The organism is Paenibacillus sp. FSL K6-1566, assembly GCF_038050475.1.
GTDB classification, from domain to species: domain Bacteria; phylum Bacillota; class Bacilli; order Paenibacillales; family Paenibacillaceae; genus Paenibacillus_AQ; species Paenibacillus_AQ lactis.
Genome location: NZ_JBBOSR010000001.1, coordinates 5,545,132 through 5,562,208, shown reverse-complemented (window position 1 = coordinate 5,562,208; position 17,077 = coordinate 5,545,132). Strand labels below are relative to the sequence as shown.

Sequence of the window (17,077 nt, the reverse complement as noted above, 5' to 3'; positions counted from 1 at the left end):
CCCTGCTCTTCTTTTTTGCCGGTTGTCCGCATACCCTCTATACAGGAGGAGCTTGCCAGGGTGATCTTGCCGCATCCAGGACGCCCGAATAGGGGGGATACAGTTTGAGACGAAAGAGATGGGGAAGCAGGCGTTTATCCTTTCCGTCCCTGTCATGGCCGAAACCACGCCGAGCGTTCAAGCCGTCCAGGAGAGGGTTCCGGGCGGTACCGCCGAGAAGCGGGGGCCGTCCACAGGTCGCTAAGCGGCGCAGCAGGAAGAAATGGTGGCTTATCGCAATCGTGCTGATTATCTTTGGAATAACGCAGTTTTTTATGCATATTGAACGGAATCTCAGGCCGCCGATCATGCATCTTGCCCAAATCCGGGTTAAGCAAATCGCCACGGAGGCAATCAATAAAGCGATCACTTCCCAGGTAACGCAAGGCCAGGATTTCGAGAACCTGGTGAATTGGAAAACAGACAGCAGCGGTAAAGTGACGGGGTTTATGCTGAATTATGCAGAGCACCTGAAAATTACGTCGCATACGACGCAGGTCGTTCAGCAAACGCTGGATGATATCCACAAGCGGAAGGAGCATATCCCGCTGGGCCAAGTGCTCAAGAGCCCGATCATCGCCTCGTTCGGTCCCCAGATTCCGCTGAAAATCGAGCCGCAGGGAGCGGTAAAGGTGCAGCTGGACACCCGTCAGCAGGGAGCCGGGATCAATATGATTCTGGTCGAAGTGTTCGTCCATATCGTGACCGAGGTAGCGGTGGTCGTCCCGTTCGATATGGAGCCGCAGACCGTTGAGACCGATATCCCGATCTCCTACCTGCTCGTTGTCGGGGACGTGCCTATGTATTACTATGACGCGCAAGGAAAAGCCGTCGGCGAAAATAAAGCGAGCGCGCCAAGCATTGCCATCCCTCCGCCTTCCTCCAATGAAAACAGCGCAAAAGAGGGAGAGCCGCAAGGAAGCACCGGAGACACGCCGCTCATTACGCCGCCGTCAGGCACCACGAGTCCAGGCGCTACATCGCCAGGCTCGACTCCTGCACCGGGGGAAACGCCTGCAGGGGAATCCGACAGTCCGGCCCAGCCCGAAGGGGGAGGGACGGGACACTAGGGCAGCTGAACGAAGCAGCAGGCTCTTATCATAAAAAAACGCGTCCTGAAGAGCCTCAGGAGCGCGTTTTTTTCTTGGATCTTTTCTCCTCCAGCTCCCAGCGCTTCAGCAGGGGATAAGGGTCAAAGGCCCATTCGGTGTGGCCGGTATCCCGGTAGATGCCGTAATGCAGATGCGGAGGGAATTTTCCCTGGGTGCCCGGCTTGCCGTAACCGGAGCTGCCGACCCAGCCGAGGGTCTGTCCCGGCTTGACCACATCTCCGAGGGCGATGCTTTTGTCAAAGCCCTGCAAATGGGCGTAATAATGATAGTGATTGTTCAAATCCCGAATGCCGATGCGCCATCCGCCGTATTTGTTCCAGCCCTTGATCTCCACCACGCCATAGCATGTGCTTCGCACGGGAACGCCGTGAGAGGCAAACAGATCGGTGCCTTCGTGAACTCTTCTTCCTCCCCAGTTGCGCCCCATACCGAAGGTGCTTCGGTAGGAGTAATTGCTTTTGACGGGAAGCGGGAAGGCATGGTCGAACAAATCCAGTTTGCCGAAGGTTTCATACAGCTTGGCATACTGCATAACCCGCTGGACGGCCCGGGTGTTCTGATAATAGGACCATAAGCCGATGCTGAAGTCATCGGCAGCATGGCCATACGGGGCCAGTCTGGCCGCGACGGTATAGAGCAGGTCCATATCATCGTTAGGATCGGCTTTACCATCTCCGTTCCCGTCAAGACCGATACCCGAGAACACGCTGATGGACATCGGATCGACGTCCTCCTGATCGGGATTTAACGGTCCTGCCCATCTGGTAGGAGGAATGAAGATGCCGAGGGTTCGTTCGGGATGCTTTCGATCCCTGGGATGAACCTGGGTCAGCGTTCGTTCATACTGATCAATGGCCGCGAGCCGGTACCAGGGAATTTGGGTTACAGCGGCAACCTGGTCGTATAAAGATTTCCTGGCTGCGTATACCGCTTCAGCATTGCCGCCCGTGGAGCTTGCTTCGACAACTGCATGGGACGGCTCCGAAGACTTTATGGGCTCTGCGGCATGTATCGTTCCTTGCAAACAGCTGATCGACGTTATGGAAGCCACAGCTGCAAGCATCCCGCGGCGCAAAGCGCGGCTTGAGCATATCGATCGCATGATCCTCAATGTGTTCTTCACCCCCTTTTTAGACTGTTATTATTGAGGGTTCTTGTACGCTTCGAAAATCGGCGTGCACCGGCGATGCGAAGCCTATAGACAGATGGTGCCCGCCGGTCGGATAGGAATGCCTACACCGTAGGGTGAATCAAAACAAGGATTTTTATCCATGCCGTACGTAGATGAATGTTATATCGATGAGGACAGGTAATATGATGGTTTTCATGATATAATATGGAACAGTTAACGTGAGTTTATGAACTTTAGGCAAGATCAAACCAACGAAAGAAGGTATTTTCTTTGTCCAAAACCAAACAGCCAAAACCCGACTGGATTCGAATTAAGCTGACAACCGGCGATAATTATAAGGAAATCAAGAGCATGATGCGGTCCAAAACGCTTCATACCGTGTGTGAAGAGGCCCGCTGCCCGAATATTTACGAGTGCTGGGCGAACCGTACCGCGACGTTTATGATTCTGGGGGATATTTGCACGCGTGCTTGCCGTTTTTGCGCGGTAAACACGGGGCTTCCGACGGAGCTTGACCTGCAGGAGCCGGAGCGTGTAGCCGAGGCAGCCGAGCAGATGAACCTCCGGCACTGCGTCGTGACAAGTGTAGCAAGGGATGACCTGAAAGACGGAGGCGCGTACATATTCGCCGAAACGGTGAAAGCGATCCGAAGACGCCTTCCGCTATGTTCGGTTGAAGTGCTGATCCCGGACTTTATGGGCAGCGAGGAGTCGCTGAAGATTGTTATGGATGCGAAGCCTGACATTCTGAACCATAATATCGAGACGGTTAAGCGCATGTCGGATCGGGTACGGGCTAAAGCGAAGTACGACCGTTCCCTGCAGTTATTGAAGAATGCCAAAATGATGCAGCCGGATATTCCGACGAAATCGAGCATTATGCTGGGTGTCGGTGAGGAGTGGGATGAAATTCTGGAAGCGATGGATGATCTTCGGGCCGTCGATTGCGATATTATGACGATCGGCCAGTATTTGCAGCCGTCGCCTAAGCATTTGAATGTGGAAAAATATTATACGCCTGAGGAGTTCGCCATCCTGAAGGAAGAGGGAATGAAGCGGGGCTTCAGCCACGTGGAATCCGGTCCGCTGGTACGCAGCTCCTACCATGCGCACGAGCAGGTGAAATCGGCTGCACGGAGCAAGGAAGAAACGGTTCAGTCTTAATCCAGTCTCAGCGTGTTAGAAAGGCAGGGATGCTGTCATGATCATTATCGGCAACAAAAGCTATGAATTGCTGAAGGACTACCGGAACGGTTGGAATCTGGAGGCTTTCCGGGATCGGTACAGCGAGGTACTGGACCGGTATGACTATATTGTGGGGGATTGGGGCTACAATCAGCTACGGCTAAAAGGCTTCTACCGCGACAACCATCCGAAAGCCGCCAAGGACTCCACATTCTCCAGCATGTCTGACTATATTAACGAGTACTGCAATTTCGGCTGTGCCCATTTCGTGCTCCAGAAAACAAAGGAGCATAAGGAGCATAAAGAGCCGAAGGACCGGGAACCCCGGGATGCAGCAGAAGTTAAGGAAGTCCGGCCTGATGAGGAGAATAGAGGAAACAAGGAGGCCGCACAGGACGGAGCAGTGAAGAGCAGGAAGGACGGCCGGGAACGCGAAGTCCGGGAAGCGAAGCGGGAGCAGCGCGAACAGCGTGATCAGCGCGAGCCAAGGGAACCGAGGGAGAAGGGGCCGAAGGCTCCGAGGTCCGCTACTTCTTGAATCCCGTCTTGACTTGAACTTTATATCCTAATAAAAAAGATCGGATCTCTGCACCAATGGACAGAGGCCGATCTTTTTGTATGCTTGATTAACCAAGGAACGCATCGCGAACCCGGTTCCAGAACGGAAACGGACGGTATCGGGCAAAGCTGACCTGCTGCTCCGCCACCTGACAGCGAACGGAGATAAGATCATCGATCGAGATATTGATATGATCAATCGTAAGCAGCAAGCGCTGCTCCTTGCGCGAAAAAATATCACAATGATGATGCTTGGGCAGAAGAAGCGGCGAGCCGAGCGTTCGGAAGATGCGGTTGTTGATCGAGGCAATCTCCGCGATCTGCAAGGCATCGATCGAGGGATGGACCATCGCGCCTCCGACACTCTTGTTATAAGCCGTGCTGCCGGATGGGGTGGATACGCAAATGCCGTCTCCCCGGAACATTTCAAAGGTTACATCGTTAATGTCAATCTGGGCGACGACCGTCCCGTCAACGCCCTTGAGCGTAAACTCATTCAGCGCAATATAAGATGAAGTCCCTGACTTCTTATGGATCTCCAGTTGTACCAAGGGATACTTGACGAGACGCGGCTCCACGGCTCCCGTCTCTTTGGTGCCGCTCATATGATCAATAAGTTCGTTCAGCTCGTCAGCTTTCCAGTCTGCATAGAACCCTAAATGACCGGTATGAACACCGACGAAAGCCAAGTCAGGTATACGGTCAATAAAGGTATGAAATGCGTGCAGCATCGTACCGTCTCCACCGATCGAAACGACAATCTCGGGAGATTCTGCATCCAGCACAAACCCCCGCTGTTCGGCCAGCTTGTGAAACTGCTGGGTCAGCTCAACAGACAATGGGTCACCGCGGTCCAGAACATAATATCTCAAGTTGATAAGCTCCTTTGTAAGGTTATATAAAGATGATAATCAATCTTGGAGAATAACACAATGTTCACCTAGGGATTTTGCGGATTTTTTGATGCAGGCCCCTGATCAGACGGATCAGCAACGAGCAAGCGATCATCGTGCCGATCGTTAAGGAAAAGGCCGCCATAATATGGGTATACCCGCTTAAGGCAGGAGTCGAAACAGCAGAGGGATCCATCCACGCAGGCATCGAAGTCCCCATCACCGTCTCCCACAGCAGGATGACGGCCGAGGCCGCTATAATCCCGTGGATCAGCCGTGCGACGGCAAACGGGAAGTATCGTAAATTGGTAGAGTTCAAAATGCTGACGATTTGCGCATGAACGGACAATCCTCCCCATGACAGGATAAAAGCCGCGGCTGCAGCCTTGTAAGGCAAGGGGATGAAGGAACCGGCCTCCCCGGCATAACGCGCTCCGAGCGTTACCTCAAAGATGCCGCCTACCAGCGCGGTCGACAGGGCTTCCGGCATCCCGATCAGCGACAGCAAAACCTTGATCAACTCGGTGAAGCTTGTAACCACACCTGCGCGGGTCCAAAGCTCCAGAAAGACGGAAAAGAATACAACAAGCCCTCCAACGACAATAATAAGCTGAAGGGAGGATTGAATCGCTTGGCTTACCAAGGTGCCGAGGTCTCGTCCATCCTGCAGTCTTGCGGCATGCATCGCTTGGAACGCGGCCTTGATTCGTCCCGGCTTCCCGCCTGCGATATTCAGCGTGTCTTCACCGGAATGGTCGGCGGACTTGCGTCTGCCGTGAAACCGCATAAGGAGACCGACAACAAAGCCTCCGCCATAGTGGGCGATCGCAAGGATCAAGCCGATCTTCGGGTCATGGAAGAAGCCGACCGATACCGCGCCAATCAAAAAGATCGGGTCAGACGAAGTGGTGAAGGCGACAAGACGCTCGCCTTCCTCGCGGTTCACCATTTTTTGCTCCCAAAGCTTGGCCGTGAGCTTAGCGCCGACCGGGTAACCCGATACATAGCCCATCGCCGCAACAAACCCGCCTGCCCCGGGTATGCGAAACAGCGGGCGCATCAAGGGATCGAGCAGGGTGCCGACCAAATGCACAACCCCAAATCCCAGCAGCATTTCCGATATCACAAAGAAGGGGAACAGGGATGGAAACAGCACATCCCACCAGATGGAGAGGCCCCTGAGAGCAGACTCCAGAGCAGCCTTCGGATATATAGCCATTAGAACGATCACGCTGGTCAATGCCATTACCAGCAGCAGCCAGCCCGCTTTTTTCATGGTCATGTAATCATTGCCTCCTGGCATCGAAGAAAATTCGTTGCAGAGATAGGTCTTTTCTAAAAATGTATGCCGGGATTAGGACAAACAGTCTAAAAAAACATGAGTAAGCGGTTTCAAAATTGCTTTATTTTCCGGAAACATGTGCTATAATAAAAAACATCAAAGCACATCTTTCGTATTATGTTTGGATGGAGTGATGATCATGAGCATAGTCGCAGGTATTCTGGTATGCGCCTTCGTTTATGTTATACGTGCTTCTCTCGTCCAGAGTGAAGAGGATTGGCGCAGTTATTAATAGCATTTAGAAGGGGCTCCCGTTGGGGTGCGCCTTTTTTTGTTGTTTTTTGCTATAATAGAGAAGTGCATCCATGTCGAAAATTATATATATAGATAGGAGACCTGAACGGGTATGAATCCGCATTTGAGCATCTATGATAACCTCGGGGGGGCCGAGGGGATCCGGTCTTTAGTCGAGGCATTTTATCCGAGAGTTCAGCAGAACGAGCTGTTGGCACCGTTGTTTCCGGAGGATATTGAGCCGGTAATGGAGAAGCAGTATATGTTTTTAAGCCAGTTTTTCGGAGGCCCCGCGCTCTTCTCCGAAGCGTATGGTCACCCGATGATGCGGGCAAGGCATCTTCGATTCCCGATTACGGAGCGTCATGCCGAGGAATGGCTCCGCTGCATGGAGGGGGCATTGATGGAGATCGGCGTGGACGATGAGCTCCGCGAATTTGTGCTGCAGCGCCTGTCCGGCCCTGCCCACCATTTCGTGAACACGCCCCTGGACTAAAGGCAGGATGAGAGTACGCAAGGGAAGGGATGGGAAGCGAAGATGAAATTGGAGCCCTTGTATTCCATCAAGGTGCAGTGTATCCACTGCGAGCATGAGTTTGAAACCTCGAGGGTCCGGCCCAGCTTTAAAAAGGCCTATCGGACGGATACCGATTTTTGCGCGTACTATAAGTCGGAAAATCCCGATTACTATGTCGTCAGGATCTGCCCGAGCTGCGGATTTGCCTCCACGGAAAATTCCCTGATCAAGCTGAATGACAAGCAGAGGTCGGCTTTTCAGACGCAAATAGCATGCCGATGGGAGAGCCGCGACTTCGGAGGCCGGCGCAGCCTTGAGGAAGCGCTGGAGACGTACAAGCTCGGCTTGCTCTGCGCGCAGATCATCGGGGAACGCGAGCGAATCATCGCAAGCTTGCTTCACCATATTGCGTGGCTGTACCGCTACCAGGAGAATCAGGAGCAGGAAAGGCGCTTCTTGAGGTATAGTCTGGAGTCTTATATCCGAGTGTTTGAGCTTGAGGGAGTAGGGGCCAATGACGCAAAGCTGCTGTATCTCATCGGGGAAATTCACCGAAGGCTGGGACAATACCAGGAGGCGGTGCAGTGGTTCGCAAGAGTGGTTCAAGACCAGAAGATTGTGGATGCCGCAATGATTCGGGCTTCCAGGGAGCAGTGGCGGGTCGCTTCCGAACAGCTGAGGGAAGAGAAGGGCCACGCACTGGGAGCGGAGTAGCCGCTTCATCCAGAGGAACGAAAGCCGGCTGAAAGGCGCAGCTTAGAATCGATAGACTTAGCTTGGAGCTTGCCGCGCTCCGGATGCATCGGACTTGCGGGGAGCAGGGATACCGACTCCGAAGGGTAGAACCAAGCGGCCGGCTGTCGTCATTAGCGGAGCCGCTGGTCTGTAAGCAAATAATCGATGTCGCTGTCGAGCACGGTTACTCGGTTGTGGCAGCAGGGGAAGATCAGCAGCTTTTTCTTGCCTTCCCTGACGCTAATCAGCTCCTTGGGCTTCATGGGAAGCAGAACATTGTCGGTCCCGCAGAAGGGGCATGTTTGTACATATACGTCATTTCCGACGACATCATAGGGCCATGTGTTTGAAAAAGGTATCATGAGTTCTCCGGACGGCCCTGTTCGCTCTTCTGCTCCGACTGCGGCTCTGCCTTATCGTTCTTCGCAAGCTCGGCGATCTTCTGCATCAGGATATGCTGCGGCATATGCATAAGCTGCTCCAGCGGAACGCCCAGCTGCTTGGACAAGGTTACCGCCGTCTCTGGTGAAATTTGTAAAGGTCTCATCGCTTATCGATCCTCCAGCAGTAATTTTAATATATATAGTTATACACTTTTCACGTCGTTCATACAAATATGAGCGTCAAGCTGGAAGAAAAAAACTCACTTCATTTTTGAAAGGCGGACTATGGATATGACACTTCAACAGACCTGGAATTTAGAAACCATTTTCCCGGGAGGCTCCTCGTCTCCGCAGCTGGCAAGCTTCCTGGAGACGCTTGAGAAGGATATGCAAGCCCTCCAGCAGGATGTAAGAAGCCTCTCCGTGCCGGATTCGATCGAAGGCACACAAGCATTGGAAGCCTTTTTGGAGCAGTTTCAGAGCTGCTATGCCCGCGTACGGGAAGCCTCAGCATTTGTAAGCTGCTTGACCGCACAGAACGTAAACGATAAAAAAGCCGTTCAGCTGTCAGGGCGGGTCACCTCGCTGTCGGCTACGCTCCAATCCGTGAAAAGCCGGTTCGATAATGTGCTTCGCGGCATGAACGATGAGCTCTGGACGGCGTGGACAGGCACCGGGGCTGCGTCCAAGCTGGACTTCATCTTGAATGAGAGCCGGAACCTGGCGAAGGAGAAAATGAGCCCTGAGCTGGAAAGCCTGGCTTTGGCGCTCGCCGTTGACGGCTACCACGGCTGGGGCGAATTTTACGACACCATTGTCAGCAAAATTCAAATTCCGTACGAAGAGAACGGCGAGACCAAGCTGCTCTCCGCCGGACAAGCCTTTAACAAAATGCACGATCCTAACCGTGAGGTACGGCAGTCGATGTTTGAGAAATGGGAGGCAGCATGGGGAGCAGCGGCGGACTACTGCGCAGATACGCTAAACCATCTGTCCGGCTTCCGGCTGAAGCTGTATGAGAACCGGGGCTGGGACGATGTGTTGAAAGAGCCGCTGGCGATCGGACGGATGAGCCGCGAGACGCTGGATACGATGTGGGCGGTCATTCAGGATACGAAGCCGGTGCTGGTGGAGTATTTGAATCGCAAGGCGAAGCTGCTTGGTCTTGAGGGGCTGTCCTGGACTGACGTGGATGCGCCGATCCGCACGTCCGCGGCCAAAATTTCTTATGATGACGCGGCAGCTAATATCGTAGAGCAGTTCCGCAAATTCAGTCCGAAGCTGGCGGACTTCTCCCAAATGGCGTTCGATAAAGGCTGGATTGAGGTTGAGGACCGTCCCGGCAAGAGACCTGGCGGCTTCTGTACTTCGTTCCCGGCCAGCGAACAGACGCGGATCTTCATGACGTTTGGCGGGACCGCCTCGAACGTGTCCACGCTGGCTCATGAATTGGGACATGCGTACCATCAATTCCTGATGCGCGGAATCCCCGTGCTCAACCAAAGATACGCGATGAACGTCGCCGAAACCGCTTCGACCTTCGCGGAAATGATCGTATTTGACGCGATGGTGAAAGGGGCGTCCAGCGAAGAAGAGAAGCTGGCATTGCTGGAGGAGAAAATTCAGAACAGCGTTGCGTTCTTTATGAACATTCATGCAAGATTCCTGTTTGAGACCCGTTTCTATGAGAAGCGGAAGAGCGGGCTGCTCAGCGCCGAGGAAATTTCGGATCTCATGGTGGAGGCGCAGAAAGAGGCCTATTGCGACGCCTTGACGTCTTACCATCCTCATTTCTGGGCATCCAAGCTGCATTTCTATATTACGGGTACACCGTTCTATAATTTCCCGTATACATTCGGCTATATGTTCAGTACCGGCCTCTACGTTCGTGCCCTTCAGGAAGGTCCTGCTTTTGCTGAAAAATACGATGCGCTTCTCCGTGATACAGGCGTCATGACGGTGGAGGATTTGGCGAAAAAGCATCTGGACGTCGATTTGACCCAGCGCGATTTTTGGCAAAGCGCGGCGGATTTATGCGTATCGGATATCAGACAGTTTCTGCAGTTAACCGACCATTTGGCATAAGGTGCCGAATGCTTCGGGGAAATACGATGAAAGAAGCTCCTTGCGGGCTTCTTTTTTTGTCGCAAAGGGGAGAAAAATGCCGGAAGATACAGAAAAGCTTTTAAATAATTGTGCAATTTTAGTCATATATACCCAATTATGTTGAATTATGTTGATCGAGCTTTTCCATTCCCTTATAATGAGTCATAAGCCCTAATATTAGGGAGGATTTACTAATAAAGGAGGGGTGACGATATGGTACAATTGGATCAATTATCGCTGGCTAGACAGTTGGATATCGTGTTTCGAGAGCTGGAGGAAGAACTGGGGGGATTAACCTCCGGTACGGTATTTGTACAAATACGAAATAATATCATCGGCAAATTCGGTATCCGGCACAATCCGTTGGCCGGGCGAAACGGGGTTATTGCACCTTGTGAGGAGGGGCTAAGCGAAGCGCAGCAGTATTCGTTTCGGATGATGGCGCTTGAAAGCCTAAAGCATAAGCGGCATTGGACACACGGTGAAATCAGTTACGAGTTTATGGTGCGGCAAGGCATGGTTGTGGTGGATGCAATTCTCGAGTCGAACTACAATATGGCGAGCTTAATGATACGATATCCCCGACATACATATCCCGAAGCTGCTTCGAAATCATGAAATTATTATTTGTTCATACCATATAACGGCGAAAGAGGCGATCTTTGGGGAGAAGATCGCCTCTTTCTATTATGGCTGGAGGGAAGAGATGCGATTACAGGTTCGAACGACCCGATAATTGCTGCTCAGCCAGTTGTACCAGACGCTTAGTGATGTAACCTCCCAATGAACCAGTTTCACGGGAAGTGTAGTTACCCATGTAGCCGTCTTGAGGAAGAGTTACACCCAGTTCTTGAGCAGCTTCTACTTTCAGTTGTTGAAGAGCTGCAGTCGCTTGAGGAACCACCAGGTTGTTAGAAGAACGTCCTTGAGCCATGTCATGTCACCTCCTTTGAGATTGTATGAGGATATTATGACCTGAAAGATAGGGGTCTCATTCGCCATCAAGGGAGATACGGAGCTGGTAAAATTAGGGGGGGGCGGGCATTGAGCCACGATTATGGAGGATCACAAAAAAACAGCCCTTCAAGATCGAAGGGCTGCCATTCTATCAAGCAGTAAGTATGTCGCTTCTGACGATTCTTCCAATAGGATCAAGTCCGTTTAAATGCGATCGGTTGCGCCATTAGTCGAAATTTGCGCCATGAAGAACACGGATGCGGGTTTGCAATTCAACGGATGCTCCAGCCTCGAGATGAATCAGGCCAGTCTCGGCGCTCGACAGGTTCAAGTTGGGTGCATTTGGAAGCCATGTGTAAGGCTCGATGCACAGGAACTCTTCAGCTTGGCCCTTCGTATACAGCACCCAATGCTTAAAATACTGACGATCGGCCGAATAATGGATCTCATAACCATCGTCCCGTTTGAGCAGGGCAAGGGCAGGCTTGCCTTCCGGTATTTTCAGAATCGTGTCCAGATCCGTATCCTTCAGATTTAATCCGGTATTGAGGCCTTCGAGATGCCCCAGCGCCGACGTACCACCTGTCGGAATCAGCTCGTTATTAAGCGTATAGATCGAGTCGACAGGCACTTCAAGCGACCATCGATGAGGTTCGCCGTCGAGCAGGAACCATGTATGATAACCCATGCCGACTGGGGCGGGTTGTTTGCCGGTGTTCGTTATGCGCAGATTTTGGACCAATTCGGTTCCCTGGAGTCGAAAGTTCATTTCCAGCTTCAGGGGGATCGGAAACTGCGACATCCATTTCGGATCATCAGAGGTCACGAACTCTGTCGAAACCGCACAGCCTTCATCATCCTCTTCAATATCGCTTACGCACCAAGCTTGGGTCCGGTGCAGTCCATGGATATGATTATCGCCTGCCGTATTTTGGTCGAATTGATACGTTTGGCCGCCGTATTCGAACCGGCCTTTGGATATCCGTCCCGGCGGAATGAGCATCGGGATGCCGAAGTGGTACGGCTTTTGGAGATAGAATGCAAGCTCGCTTTCATCCGGCCTTCGGAGGATTTCACGCTGTTCTTCGATGTCTTTAATCCCAATCACGTTGTTACCTAGACGAGGGAGGAGAGTCACTTCGAGACGGCCGCTGTTTAAGATATAGGTGTCGTAACCATTCCACTGGCCTTTGGTCACTTGATTCATATCGATGCTCCTTTACTAACAAAAATCATGGTCTGGACGATTAACCACATCATAACAGATTTTTAAGCCTCGCGTACAACAAAAGCTCGAAATCGCCGGGGGGCATGCCTTCGCAGGATCTTGGAATTGACAAGGTGGTGTAAGAGATTTATTATTGCATGTAATAGTGATCAATGATGATTGAACACGATGACAAGGACAAGTAGGCAGATGCGGTCGCTCCTTCAGAAAGCCGGTGGCTGATGTGAACCGGTGGAGCCGCTTTGCTGAATGGACCTTTGAGTGCTGAGCTGAACAGGATAAACATGAACCGTGTTAATTCCTTAATATGCCGGCCGGGTATTCTCCGTTACAAGAATGGAAGGCTGCAGCTGTCATGCGTACGATGCTGCTGCGGCGAATAAGGGTGGCACCACGGTCTCACGTCCCTTGCGGATGTGGGGCCTTTTTTTGTTGGATTTATGAAAGAAATAGAAATGGAGGACTATGAAATGAAAACCGTATTATCCGGCATTCAACCAAGCGGCAACTTGACGCTGGGCAACTATATCGGAGCCATTAAAAATTTTGTGAAGCTCCAGGATGAGCACAATTGCTACTTTATGGTCGTGGATTTGCATGCGATTACGGTGCCGCAGGAGCCAAAGGCGCTCCGTGAGCGTTCGGAAATGGTCGCGGCATTGTATGTTGCGGCCGGCATCGATCCGGCAAGAGCGAATATTTTCATGCAGTCGCATGTTCCGCAGCATGCCGAGCTTTCGTGGTTGATGACAACGCTCGTGCATATGGGCGAGCTAGAGCGCATGACCCAGTTCAAGGATAAGTCGGAAGGCAAGGAATCGGTGGGGGCAGGTCTGTTCGTGTACCCGGCGCTGATGGCAGCCGATATTTTGCTGTATAATGCCGACCTCGTTCCGGTTGGGGACGACCAGAAGCAGCATTTGGAGCTGACGCGTGACTTGGCCGGACGGTTCAACCATCGCTTCGGGGAGTTCTTTACCGTACCGGAGCCGTATATTCCGCAAGTAGGAGCTCGAATCATGTCGCTGGACGATGCATCTAAAAAAATGAGCAAGAGCAGCCCGGTTGAGGGAAGCTATATTGCCATGCTGGATACACCCGACCAGATTCGCAAAAAAATTAGCCGCGCCACAACCGACTCCGGTACCGAGGTTGTTTACGATCCTTCAACGAAGCCGGAGGTCAGCAATCTGATGAGCATTTATTCGGAATGCGCGGGCATTTCCCTGCAGGATGTGCAGCATCGCTTTGAGGGGAAAATGTATGGTGCGTTCAAGAAGGAGCTTGGCGAGGTGGTTGTGGCTGCGCTTGAACCGCTTCAAAAGCGATATTATGAAATTCGCGAATCCGGAGAAATTCACGACATTCTTGCAAGAGGGGCAGAGCAGGCACGCAGCAAAGCCGCCCAAATCTTGGACGGCGTTAAGGATAAGATGGGCTTTCTGCCTGCGAAATAATTGCTCTATGCACTTTGGAGGCAAACGCTTCGGCGCCGAGAACCCGACTTAATGAAACTTGATTTTAAGACGGCTTGCGCTTGGACTTGATGATAAAGCCCCAGCCGATGTTAAGAATCGACAGAATGCCAAGTCCGATGGCAATCAGCCAGTTCGTGCTGATCATTATTGCGCAGGCGGTTAGAAGGACGATGGACGAGACGGCAAACCATAGGGATAGACCTTTGCTCATATGAAAAAAAACCTCCAACATAAAAAATAAAAAACTACGTATAAGGCTGCGAGATGAAGCCATAATAAGTTTGCAAGCTTGCACTGGAATAACAGACATTCAGTGAAGGGAGATATTTAATATGGCACAAGGTCGTTCCCGCAGCAACAATCTGGTTGTACCTCAAGCAAGACAAGCACTGGAGCAGCTGAAAATGGAAGCTGCTCGCGAGCTGGGTGTGACTATTCCTCAAGACGGATACATGGGCAGCTACACATCCCGTGAAACCGGTTCTTTGGGAGGTTACATCACGAAGCGTCTGGTACAGCAAGCTGAACAGCAACTTTCGGGTTCTGGACGCACACTGTAATTTCTTCTCATAAGGGACTTACCGCCCGGGGCGCTATAAATGCGCTCCGGGTTTTCATTTGCTTCTTGGCGAACGTCCCCGGACCCGGCGCCATACATAGTCAAATTGTGCCTTAAACAACGCCATAACGTCAAGGAAATATCCTTGGCAAATGTCACTGAATTGTCATATAGATACACCGAATTCCGAAGGATTGCTAAACACTTTTTACTAATGATATGATAAACTTTATAGCGGAGGCAGTACTTCCTCCATAACGACAGATACAAGGAGGAACGTTTACACGTGGGTAATCACTTGAGATATCAGGCTCCTTCAGAATCCGCAGCACTGGCTTCCGCAGCGCCTGCACCTCCCGAACAAGCGGGGACTTGGAAAGATTTTATAACAGTGACCAAACCCGGAATACTCCGGTCTAATTTGATAGCAGCATTTGCCGGATTTTGGCTGGCGTCGCGCTGGGACATCCAGTTCGGACTGCTCGCGATGACATTGCTTGGAACTTTGCTCGTAATGGCATCCTCATGCGTGTTTAACAACTATTTCGACAGAGAACTCGATATGAAGATGGAACGGACGCGGGATCGTTCTCTTCCAACCGGACGGCTGACGCCGAAGGTTGTTCTTTGGTATGCCATTATACTGGGTGCATTGGGACTAGCGGTGCTGTTCCTGTTCTCCGGCGTCCTTGCGGGGATCTTCGGCGCGGTAGGCATGTTCGTTTATGTCGTCGTTTACACGCTATGGCTGAAGCGCACCTCGACATGGAGCACATCCGTCGGCGCCATCTCCGGCGCGATGCCGCCGGCTATCGGCTATGTGGCGGTATCGGGACAGGTAGATATGGGGGCAGTTCTGATCTTTGCACTGCTCTTCCTATGGCAGCCGCCGCATTTCTGGGCGCTCGGCATTCGACGGGTAGAAGAGTATCGTGCAGCAGGGTTTCCGTTGCTTCCGGTCGTCAAGGGCATCAAGCGTACGAAAATTCAGATGATCCCTTACCTTGTCCTCCTGCTGCCGATTCCGATTCTCATGTATGTATACGGATACGCAGGCATCTTCTTCCTGGTTATCGGTCTGCTCCTGGCGATTGGCTGGCTCTATACGGCTTTGAAGGGATTCACGGCGAAGGATGATGAGGCTTGGTCGAAGAAAGTATTCATCTTCTCGATCAATTATTTAACGCTCAGCCTCATTGTTCTAATCCTTAATACGACCTTCTAAGATTTGAATAATCAGGCCGGCTATGGTCGTTAGGTCGGCGGATAGGGGATTACGTAGCGGTCATAACGTTCAGTATGCAGGACAGGCATATGGTTCCATAAGAATCAGGCCGGGAAGAAGGGAGAAGAGCAAGGGGAATGAACGCATTCAAGCGCTATAAATGGACTTGGATTTTGCTGGCCGTCTGCGTAGTCGCGGCGGTGTACCTCGTATACAACTCACTGGGATTCGGGAAGGATAAACTCCCGGTCATTCGTGAAGTCGGCAGTTATTCCATGGAGAATGTCGACGGCAAAACCATCACGTCGGAGGATACGAAGGGAAAGGTCAAGCTGATGTACTTTTATTTCACCAGCTGTCCGGACGTTTGTCCGGTTACGACGCTGATCCTCTCGCAGATTCAGGAAGAGCTGAAGAAGGAAGAGCTGTTTGGGGGCGAGGTGAACTTCGTGTCCATTTCCTTTGACCCGAAGACCGACACCAAAGAAAAGATCAAAGAGTTCGGCGACCGCTTCAATGCTGATTACAGCGGTTGGTACTTTCTAAGGGGAGACCAGGAAGAAACCCGGAAGCTGATGCAAGATTCCTTTAAAATCCCGCTTCTCGGCAACGATTCGACGAACTTCACCCATGGTAACTCCATCGCTCTGGTGGACCGGGATAACAATATTCGCAAAATGTATAATGCCGGCGTTCCGTCGGATGTAAAAACAGAGGATATCATTCAAGACATCAAGACCTTGATTAAGGAATAGGACTTATCCGACAATTCGAATAGAGGAAGCAAATACGGCGGCGCAGGAGAATCATCCTGACCGCCGTTTCTTCTTACTTGGGAAGGAGAGCCGTATCCGAAATTCGAAAATGGAATAGGCTGCAAGCTTCGAAAATCCCTTTTATAACAGGGGCTAGGGCTAGTATTCTTCAGGCGGCGGGTAGATGATGAATTCCTCCAATCCCGCTTTTTCCAGCTGGGCAATTAAATATTCATCTGGCGTGCCCTCTACGCCTGCGTACCCGCGGCGGGTGTAAATCTGCTCGGCATCCGGGAATGCGTCGCGCAATATCCCGCGAATCCTTTTGCCGGAGCTGTCGTTGTCCATGAACAGATACACCTCCTGATCGCGGACCTGCTTTTGCAATGCGTCAAGCTTGGCACTGTTCAACGTACCGAATGTGCATAATATCGTAATATCGGAGGTTAGCAGCCGGCGGAGACGGCTGCGGTCGTTCTTGCCCTCGACGATGATAAATATTGACATGCTGTTCACCTCTGTCATGATACGGCGTAGCTTGGCAGCATTCCCCGGGAAATGTTGGCGTTCTGGTCGAAAGATGTATATATAGTGTAACTTGTTTACCGCCGTTCATGCAAAACAGAAAAATGCGGCCTT

The 17,077-nt window shown here is 51.7% G+C and carries 19 protein-coding genes, 1 pseudogene and 1 other annotated feature; of the genes and pseudogenes, 11 read left to right on the top strand and 9 right to left on the bottom strand.

The features are described 5' to 3' along the window. The first annotated feature begins 104 nt into the window (after window positions 1–104). Window positions 105–1,109, top strand: coding sequence for a sporulation protein YunB (gene yunB / locus NST08_RS24890; RefSeq protein ID WP_213616252.1), 1,005 nt, complete (start codon window positions 105–107; stop codon window positions 1,107–1,109). Between the two features lie 55 nt (window positions 1,110–1,164). Here yunB and NST08_RS24885 read toward each other — a convergent pair whose 3' ends face one another. Then, window positions 1,165–2,253: a M23 family metallopeptidase gene (locus NST08_RS24885; protein WP_445933649.1), complete on the bottom strand. Its 1,089-nt coding sequence runs from the start codon at window positions 2,251–2,253 to the stop codon at window positions 1,165–1,167. Between the two features lie 294 nt (window positions 2,254–2,547). Between NST08_RS24885 and lipA the strand changes: the two are divergent. Both lipA and NST08_RS24875 read left to right on the top strand, forming a co-directional pair. Next, window positions 2,548–3,447: pseudogene (gene lipA, locus NST08_RS24880) on the top strand (lipoyl synthase); the annotation flags it as partial. 37 nt (window positions 3,448–3,484) lie between these two features. Next, complete coding sequence (locus NST08_RS24875; protein WP_007131952.1) at window positions 3,485–4,006, top strand: YutD family protein; 522 nt, start codon at window positions 3,485–3,487, stop codon at window positions 4,004–4,006. Window positions 4,007–4,094: 88 nt separating this feature from the next. Here NST08_RS24875 and NST08_RS24870 read toward each other — a convergent pair whose 3' ends face one another. Continuing rightward, entirely contained in the window at window positions 4,095–4,898 is an 804-nt protein-coding gene (locus NST08_RS24870; RefSeq protein WP_007131953.1) for an NAD kinase, read from the bottom strand. A gap of 64 nt (window positions 4,899–4,962) precedes the next feature. Beyond that, a complete protein-coding gene (gene ylbJ / locus NST08_RS24865) occupies window positions 4,963–6,201 on the bottom strand; it encodes a sporulation integral membrane protein YlbJ (RefSeq protein ID WP_341342411.1) in 1,239 nt (412 codons plus the stop codon). A gap of 406 nt (window positions 6,202–6,607) precedes the next feature. Here ylbJ and NST08_RS24860 point away from each other — a divergent pair, with 406 nt between their 5' ends. Beyond that, on the top strand, window positions 6,608–6,991 hold the full coding sequence (locus NST08_RS24860) for a globin domain-containing protein (RefSeq protein WP_007131955.1): 384 nt from the start codon (window positions 6,608–6,610) through the stop codon (window positions 6,989–6,991). Window positions 6,992–7,033: 42 nt separating this feature from the next. Continuing rightward, window positions 7,034–7,726, top strand: a complete 693-nt coding sequence (locus NST08_RS24855; protein WP_028404779.1) for a DUF2225 domain-containing protein — start codon at window positions 7,034–7,036, stop codon at window positions 7,724–7,726. Between the two features lie 152 nt (window positions 7,727–7,878). On the opposite strand, the gene NST08_RS24850 is transcribed toward NST08_RS24855, so the two are convergent. Further along, the gene (locus tag NST08_RS24850; protein ID WP_007131957.1) at window positions 7,879–8,109 is read right to left on the bottom strand and encodes a hypothetical protein; all 231 of its coding nucleotides are present in this window, start codon (window positions 8,107–8,109) and stop codon (window positions 7,879–7,881) included. Then, window positions 8,106–8,294: a YycC family protein gene (locus NST08_RS24845; RefSeq protein ID WP_007131958.1), complete on the bottom strand. Its 189-nt coding sequence runs from the start codon at window positions 8,292–8,294 to the stop codon at window positions 8,106–8,108. The genes NST08_RS24850 and NST08_RS24845 overlap by 4 nt, the downstream gene beginning before the upstream one ends. Window positions 8,295–8,421: 127 nt before the next feature. On the opposite strand from NST08_RS24845, the gene NST08_RS24840 reads away from it, so the two are divergent. Both NST08_RS24840 and NST08_RS24835 read left to right on the top strand, forming a co-directional pair. Continuing rightward, complete coding sequence (locus tag NST08_RS24840) at window positions 8,422–10,215, top strand: M3 family oligoendopeptidase (RefSeq protein ID WP_341342410.1); 1,794 nt, start codon at window positions 8,422–8,424, stop codon at window positions 10,213–10,215. Window positions 10,216–10,449: 234 nt separating this feature from the next. Then, window positions 10,450–10,854 (top strand): hypothetical protein, encoded by a 405-nt coding sequence (locus tag NST08_RS24835; RefSeq protein ID WP_007131960.1) that lies wholly within the window; start codon window positions 10,450–10,452, stop codon window positions 10,852–10,854. 94 nt (window positions 10,855–10,948) lie between these two features. On the opposite strand, the gene NST08_RS24830 is transcribed toward NST08_RS24835, so the two are convergent. Both NST08_RS24830 and NST08_RS24825 read right to left on the bottom strand, forming a co-directional pair. Next, on the bottom strand, window positions 10,949–11,170 hold the full coding sequence (locus tag NST08_RS24830) for an alpha/beta-type small acid-soluble spore protein (protein WP_007131961.1): 222 nt from the start codon (window positions 11,168–11,170) through the stop codon (window positions 10,949–10,951). Window positions 11,171–11,419: 249 nt separating this feature from the next. Continuing rightward, window positions 11,420–12,400 (bottom strand): aldose 1-epimerase, encoded by a 981-nt coding sequence (locus NST08_RS24825; RefSeq protein ID WP_341342409.1) that lies wholly within the window; start codon window positions 12,398–12,400, stop codon window positions 11,420–11,422. A 180-nt stretch (window positions 12,401–12,580) separates the two neighbouring features. Beyond that, window positions 12,581–12,833: a binding site (T-box leader), on the top strand. Window positions 12,834–12,891: 58 nt separating this feature from the next. Between NST08_RS24825 and trpS the strand changes: the two genes are divergently transcribed. Continuing rightward, entirely contained in the window at window positions 12,892–13,878 is a 987-nt protein-coding gene (trpS, locus tag NST08_RS24820) for a tryptophan--tRNA ligase (protein ID WP_007131963.1), read from the top strand. A gap of 64 nt (window positions 13,879–13,942) precedes the next feature. Here the strand turns inward: trpS and NST08_RS24815 are convergent, their stop codons facing one another. Then, window positions 13,943–14,110, bottom strand: coding sequence for a hypothetical protein (locus tag NST08_RS24815; RefSeq protein WP_007131964.1), 168 nt, complete (start codon window positions 14,108–14,110; stop codon window positions 13,943–13,945). Window positions 14,111–14,231: 121 nt separating this feature from the next. Between NST08_RS24815 and NST08_RS24810 the strand changes: the two genes are divergently transcribed. The 3 genes from NST08_RS24810 (at window position 14,232) to NST08_RS24800 (ending at window position 16,438) form a co-directional block, all read left to right on the top strand. Then, window positions 14,232–14,459 carry an alpha/beta-type small acid-soluble spore protein gene (locus tag NST08_RS24810; protein WP_007131965.1) on the top strand — a complete coding sequence of 76 codons (228 nt, stop codon included), beginning with the start codon at window positions 14,232–14,234 and terminating at the stop codon, window positions 14,457–14,459. A 285-nt stretch (window positions 14,460–14,744) separates the two neighbouring features. Next, on the top strand, window positions 14,745–15,683 hold the full coding sequence (cyoE, locus tag NST08_RS24805) for a heme o synthase (protein ID WP_341342408.1): 939 nt from the start codon (window positions 14,745–14,747) through the stop codon (window positions 15,681–15,683). Window positions 15,684–15,820: 137 nt separating this feature from the next. Continuing rightward, entirely contained in the window at window positions 15,821–16,438 is a 618-nt protein-coding gene (locus tag NST08_RS24800) for an SCO family protein (RefSeq protein WP_007131967.1), read from the top strand. A 159-nt stretch (window positions 16,439–16,597) separates the two neighbouring features. On the opposite strand, the gene NST08_RS24795 is transcribed toward NST08_RS24800, so the two are convergent. After that, complete coding sequence (locus NST08_RS24795; protein WP_028404785.1) at window positions 16,598–16,945, bottom strand: toprim domain-containing protein; 348 nt, start codon at window positions 16,943–16,945, stop codon at window positions 16,598–16,600. Window positions 16,946–17,077: the final 132 nt, after the last annotated feature.

Bases quoted from the DNA above. Each gene is read 5' to 3' on its own strand.
- NST08_RS24885 (WP_445933649.1), bottom strand. From the start codon at position 2,253: ATGCGATCGATATGCTCAAGCCGCGCTTTGCGCCGCGGGATGCTTGCA.
- NST08_RS24875 (WP_007131952.1), top strand. From the start codon at position 3,485: ATGATCATTATCGGCAACAAAAGCTATGAATTGCTGAAGGACTACCGG.
- ylbJ (WP_341342411.1), bottom strand. From the start codon at position 6,201: ATGACCATGAAAAAAGCGGGCTGGCTGCTGCTGGTAATGGCATTGACC.
- NST08_RS24860 (WP_007131955.1), top strand. From the start codon at position 6,608: ATGAATCCGCATTTGAGCATCTATGATAACCTCGGGGGGGCCGAGGGG.
- NST08_RS24855 (WP_028404779.1), top strand. From the start codon at position 7,034: ATGAAATTGGAGCCCTTGTATTCCATCAAGGTGCAGTGTATCCACTGC.
- NST08_RS24850 (WP_007131957.1), bottom strand. From the start codon at position 8,109: ATGATACCTTTTTCAAACACATGGCCCTATGATGTCGTCGGAAATGAC.
- NST08_RS24845 (WP_007131958.1), bottom strand. From the start codon at position 8,294: ATGAGACCTTTACAAATTTCACCAGAGACGGCGGTAACCTTGTCCAAG.
- NST08_RS24840 (WP_341342410.1), top strand. From the start codon at position 8,422: ATGACACTTCAACAGACCTGGAATTTAGAAACCATTTTCCCGGGAGGC.
- NST08_RS24835 (WP_007131960.1), top strand. From the start codon at position 10,450: ATGGTACAATTGGATCAATTATCGCTGGCTAGACAGTTGGATATCGTG.
- NST08_RS24830 (WP_007131961.1), bottom strand. From the start codon at position 11,170: ATGGCTCAAGGACGTTCTTCTAACAACCTGGTGGTTCCTCAAGCGACT.
- NST08_RS24825 (WP_341342409.1), bottom strand. From the start codon at position 12,400: ATGAATCAAGTGACCAAAGGCCAGTGGAATGGTTACGACACCTATATC.
- trpS (WP_007131963.1), top strand. From the start codon at position 12,892: ATGAAAACCGTATTATCCGGCATTCAACCAAGCGGCAACTTGACGCTG.
- NST08_RS24815 (WP_007131964.1), bottom strand. From the start codon at position 14,110: ATGAGCAAAGGTCTATCCCTATGGTTTGCCGTCTCGTCCATCGTCCTT.
- NST08_RS24810 (WP_007131965.1), top strand. From the start codon at position 14,232: ATGGCACAAGGTCGTTCCCGCAGCAACAATCTGGTTGTACCTCAAGCA.
- NST08_RS24800 (WP_007131967.1), top strand. From the start codon at position 15,821: ATGAACGCATTCAAGCGCTATAAATGGACTTGGATTTTGCTGGCCGTC.
- NST08_RS24795 (WP_028404785.1), bottom strand. From the start codon at position 16,945: ATGTCAATATTTATCATCGTCGAGGGCAAGAACGACCGCAGCCGTCTC.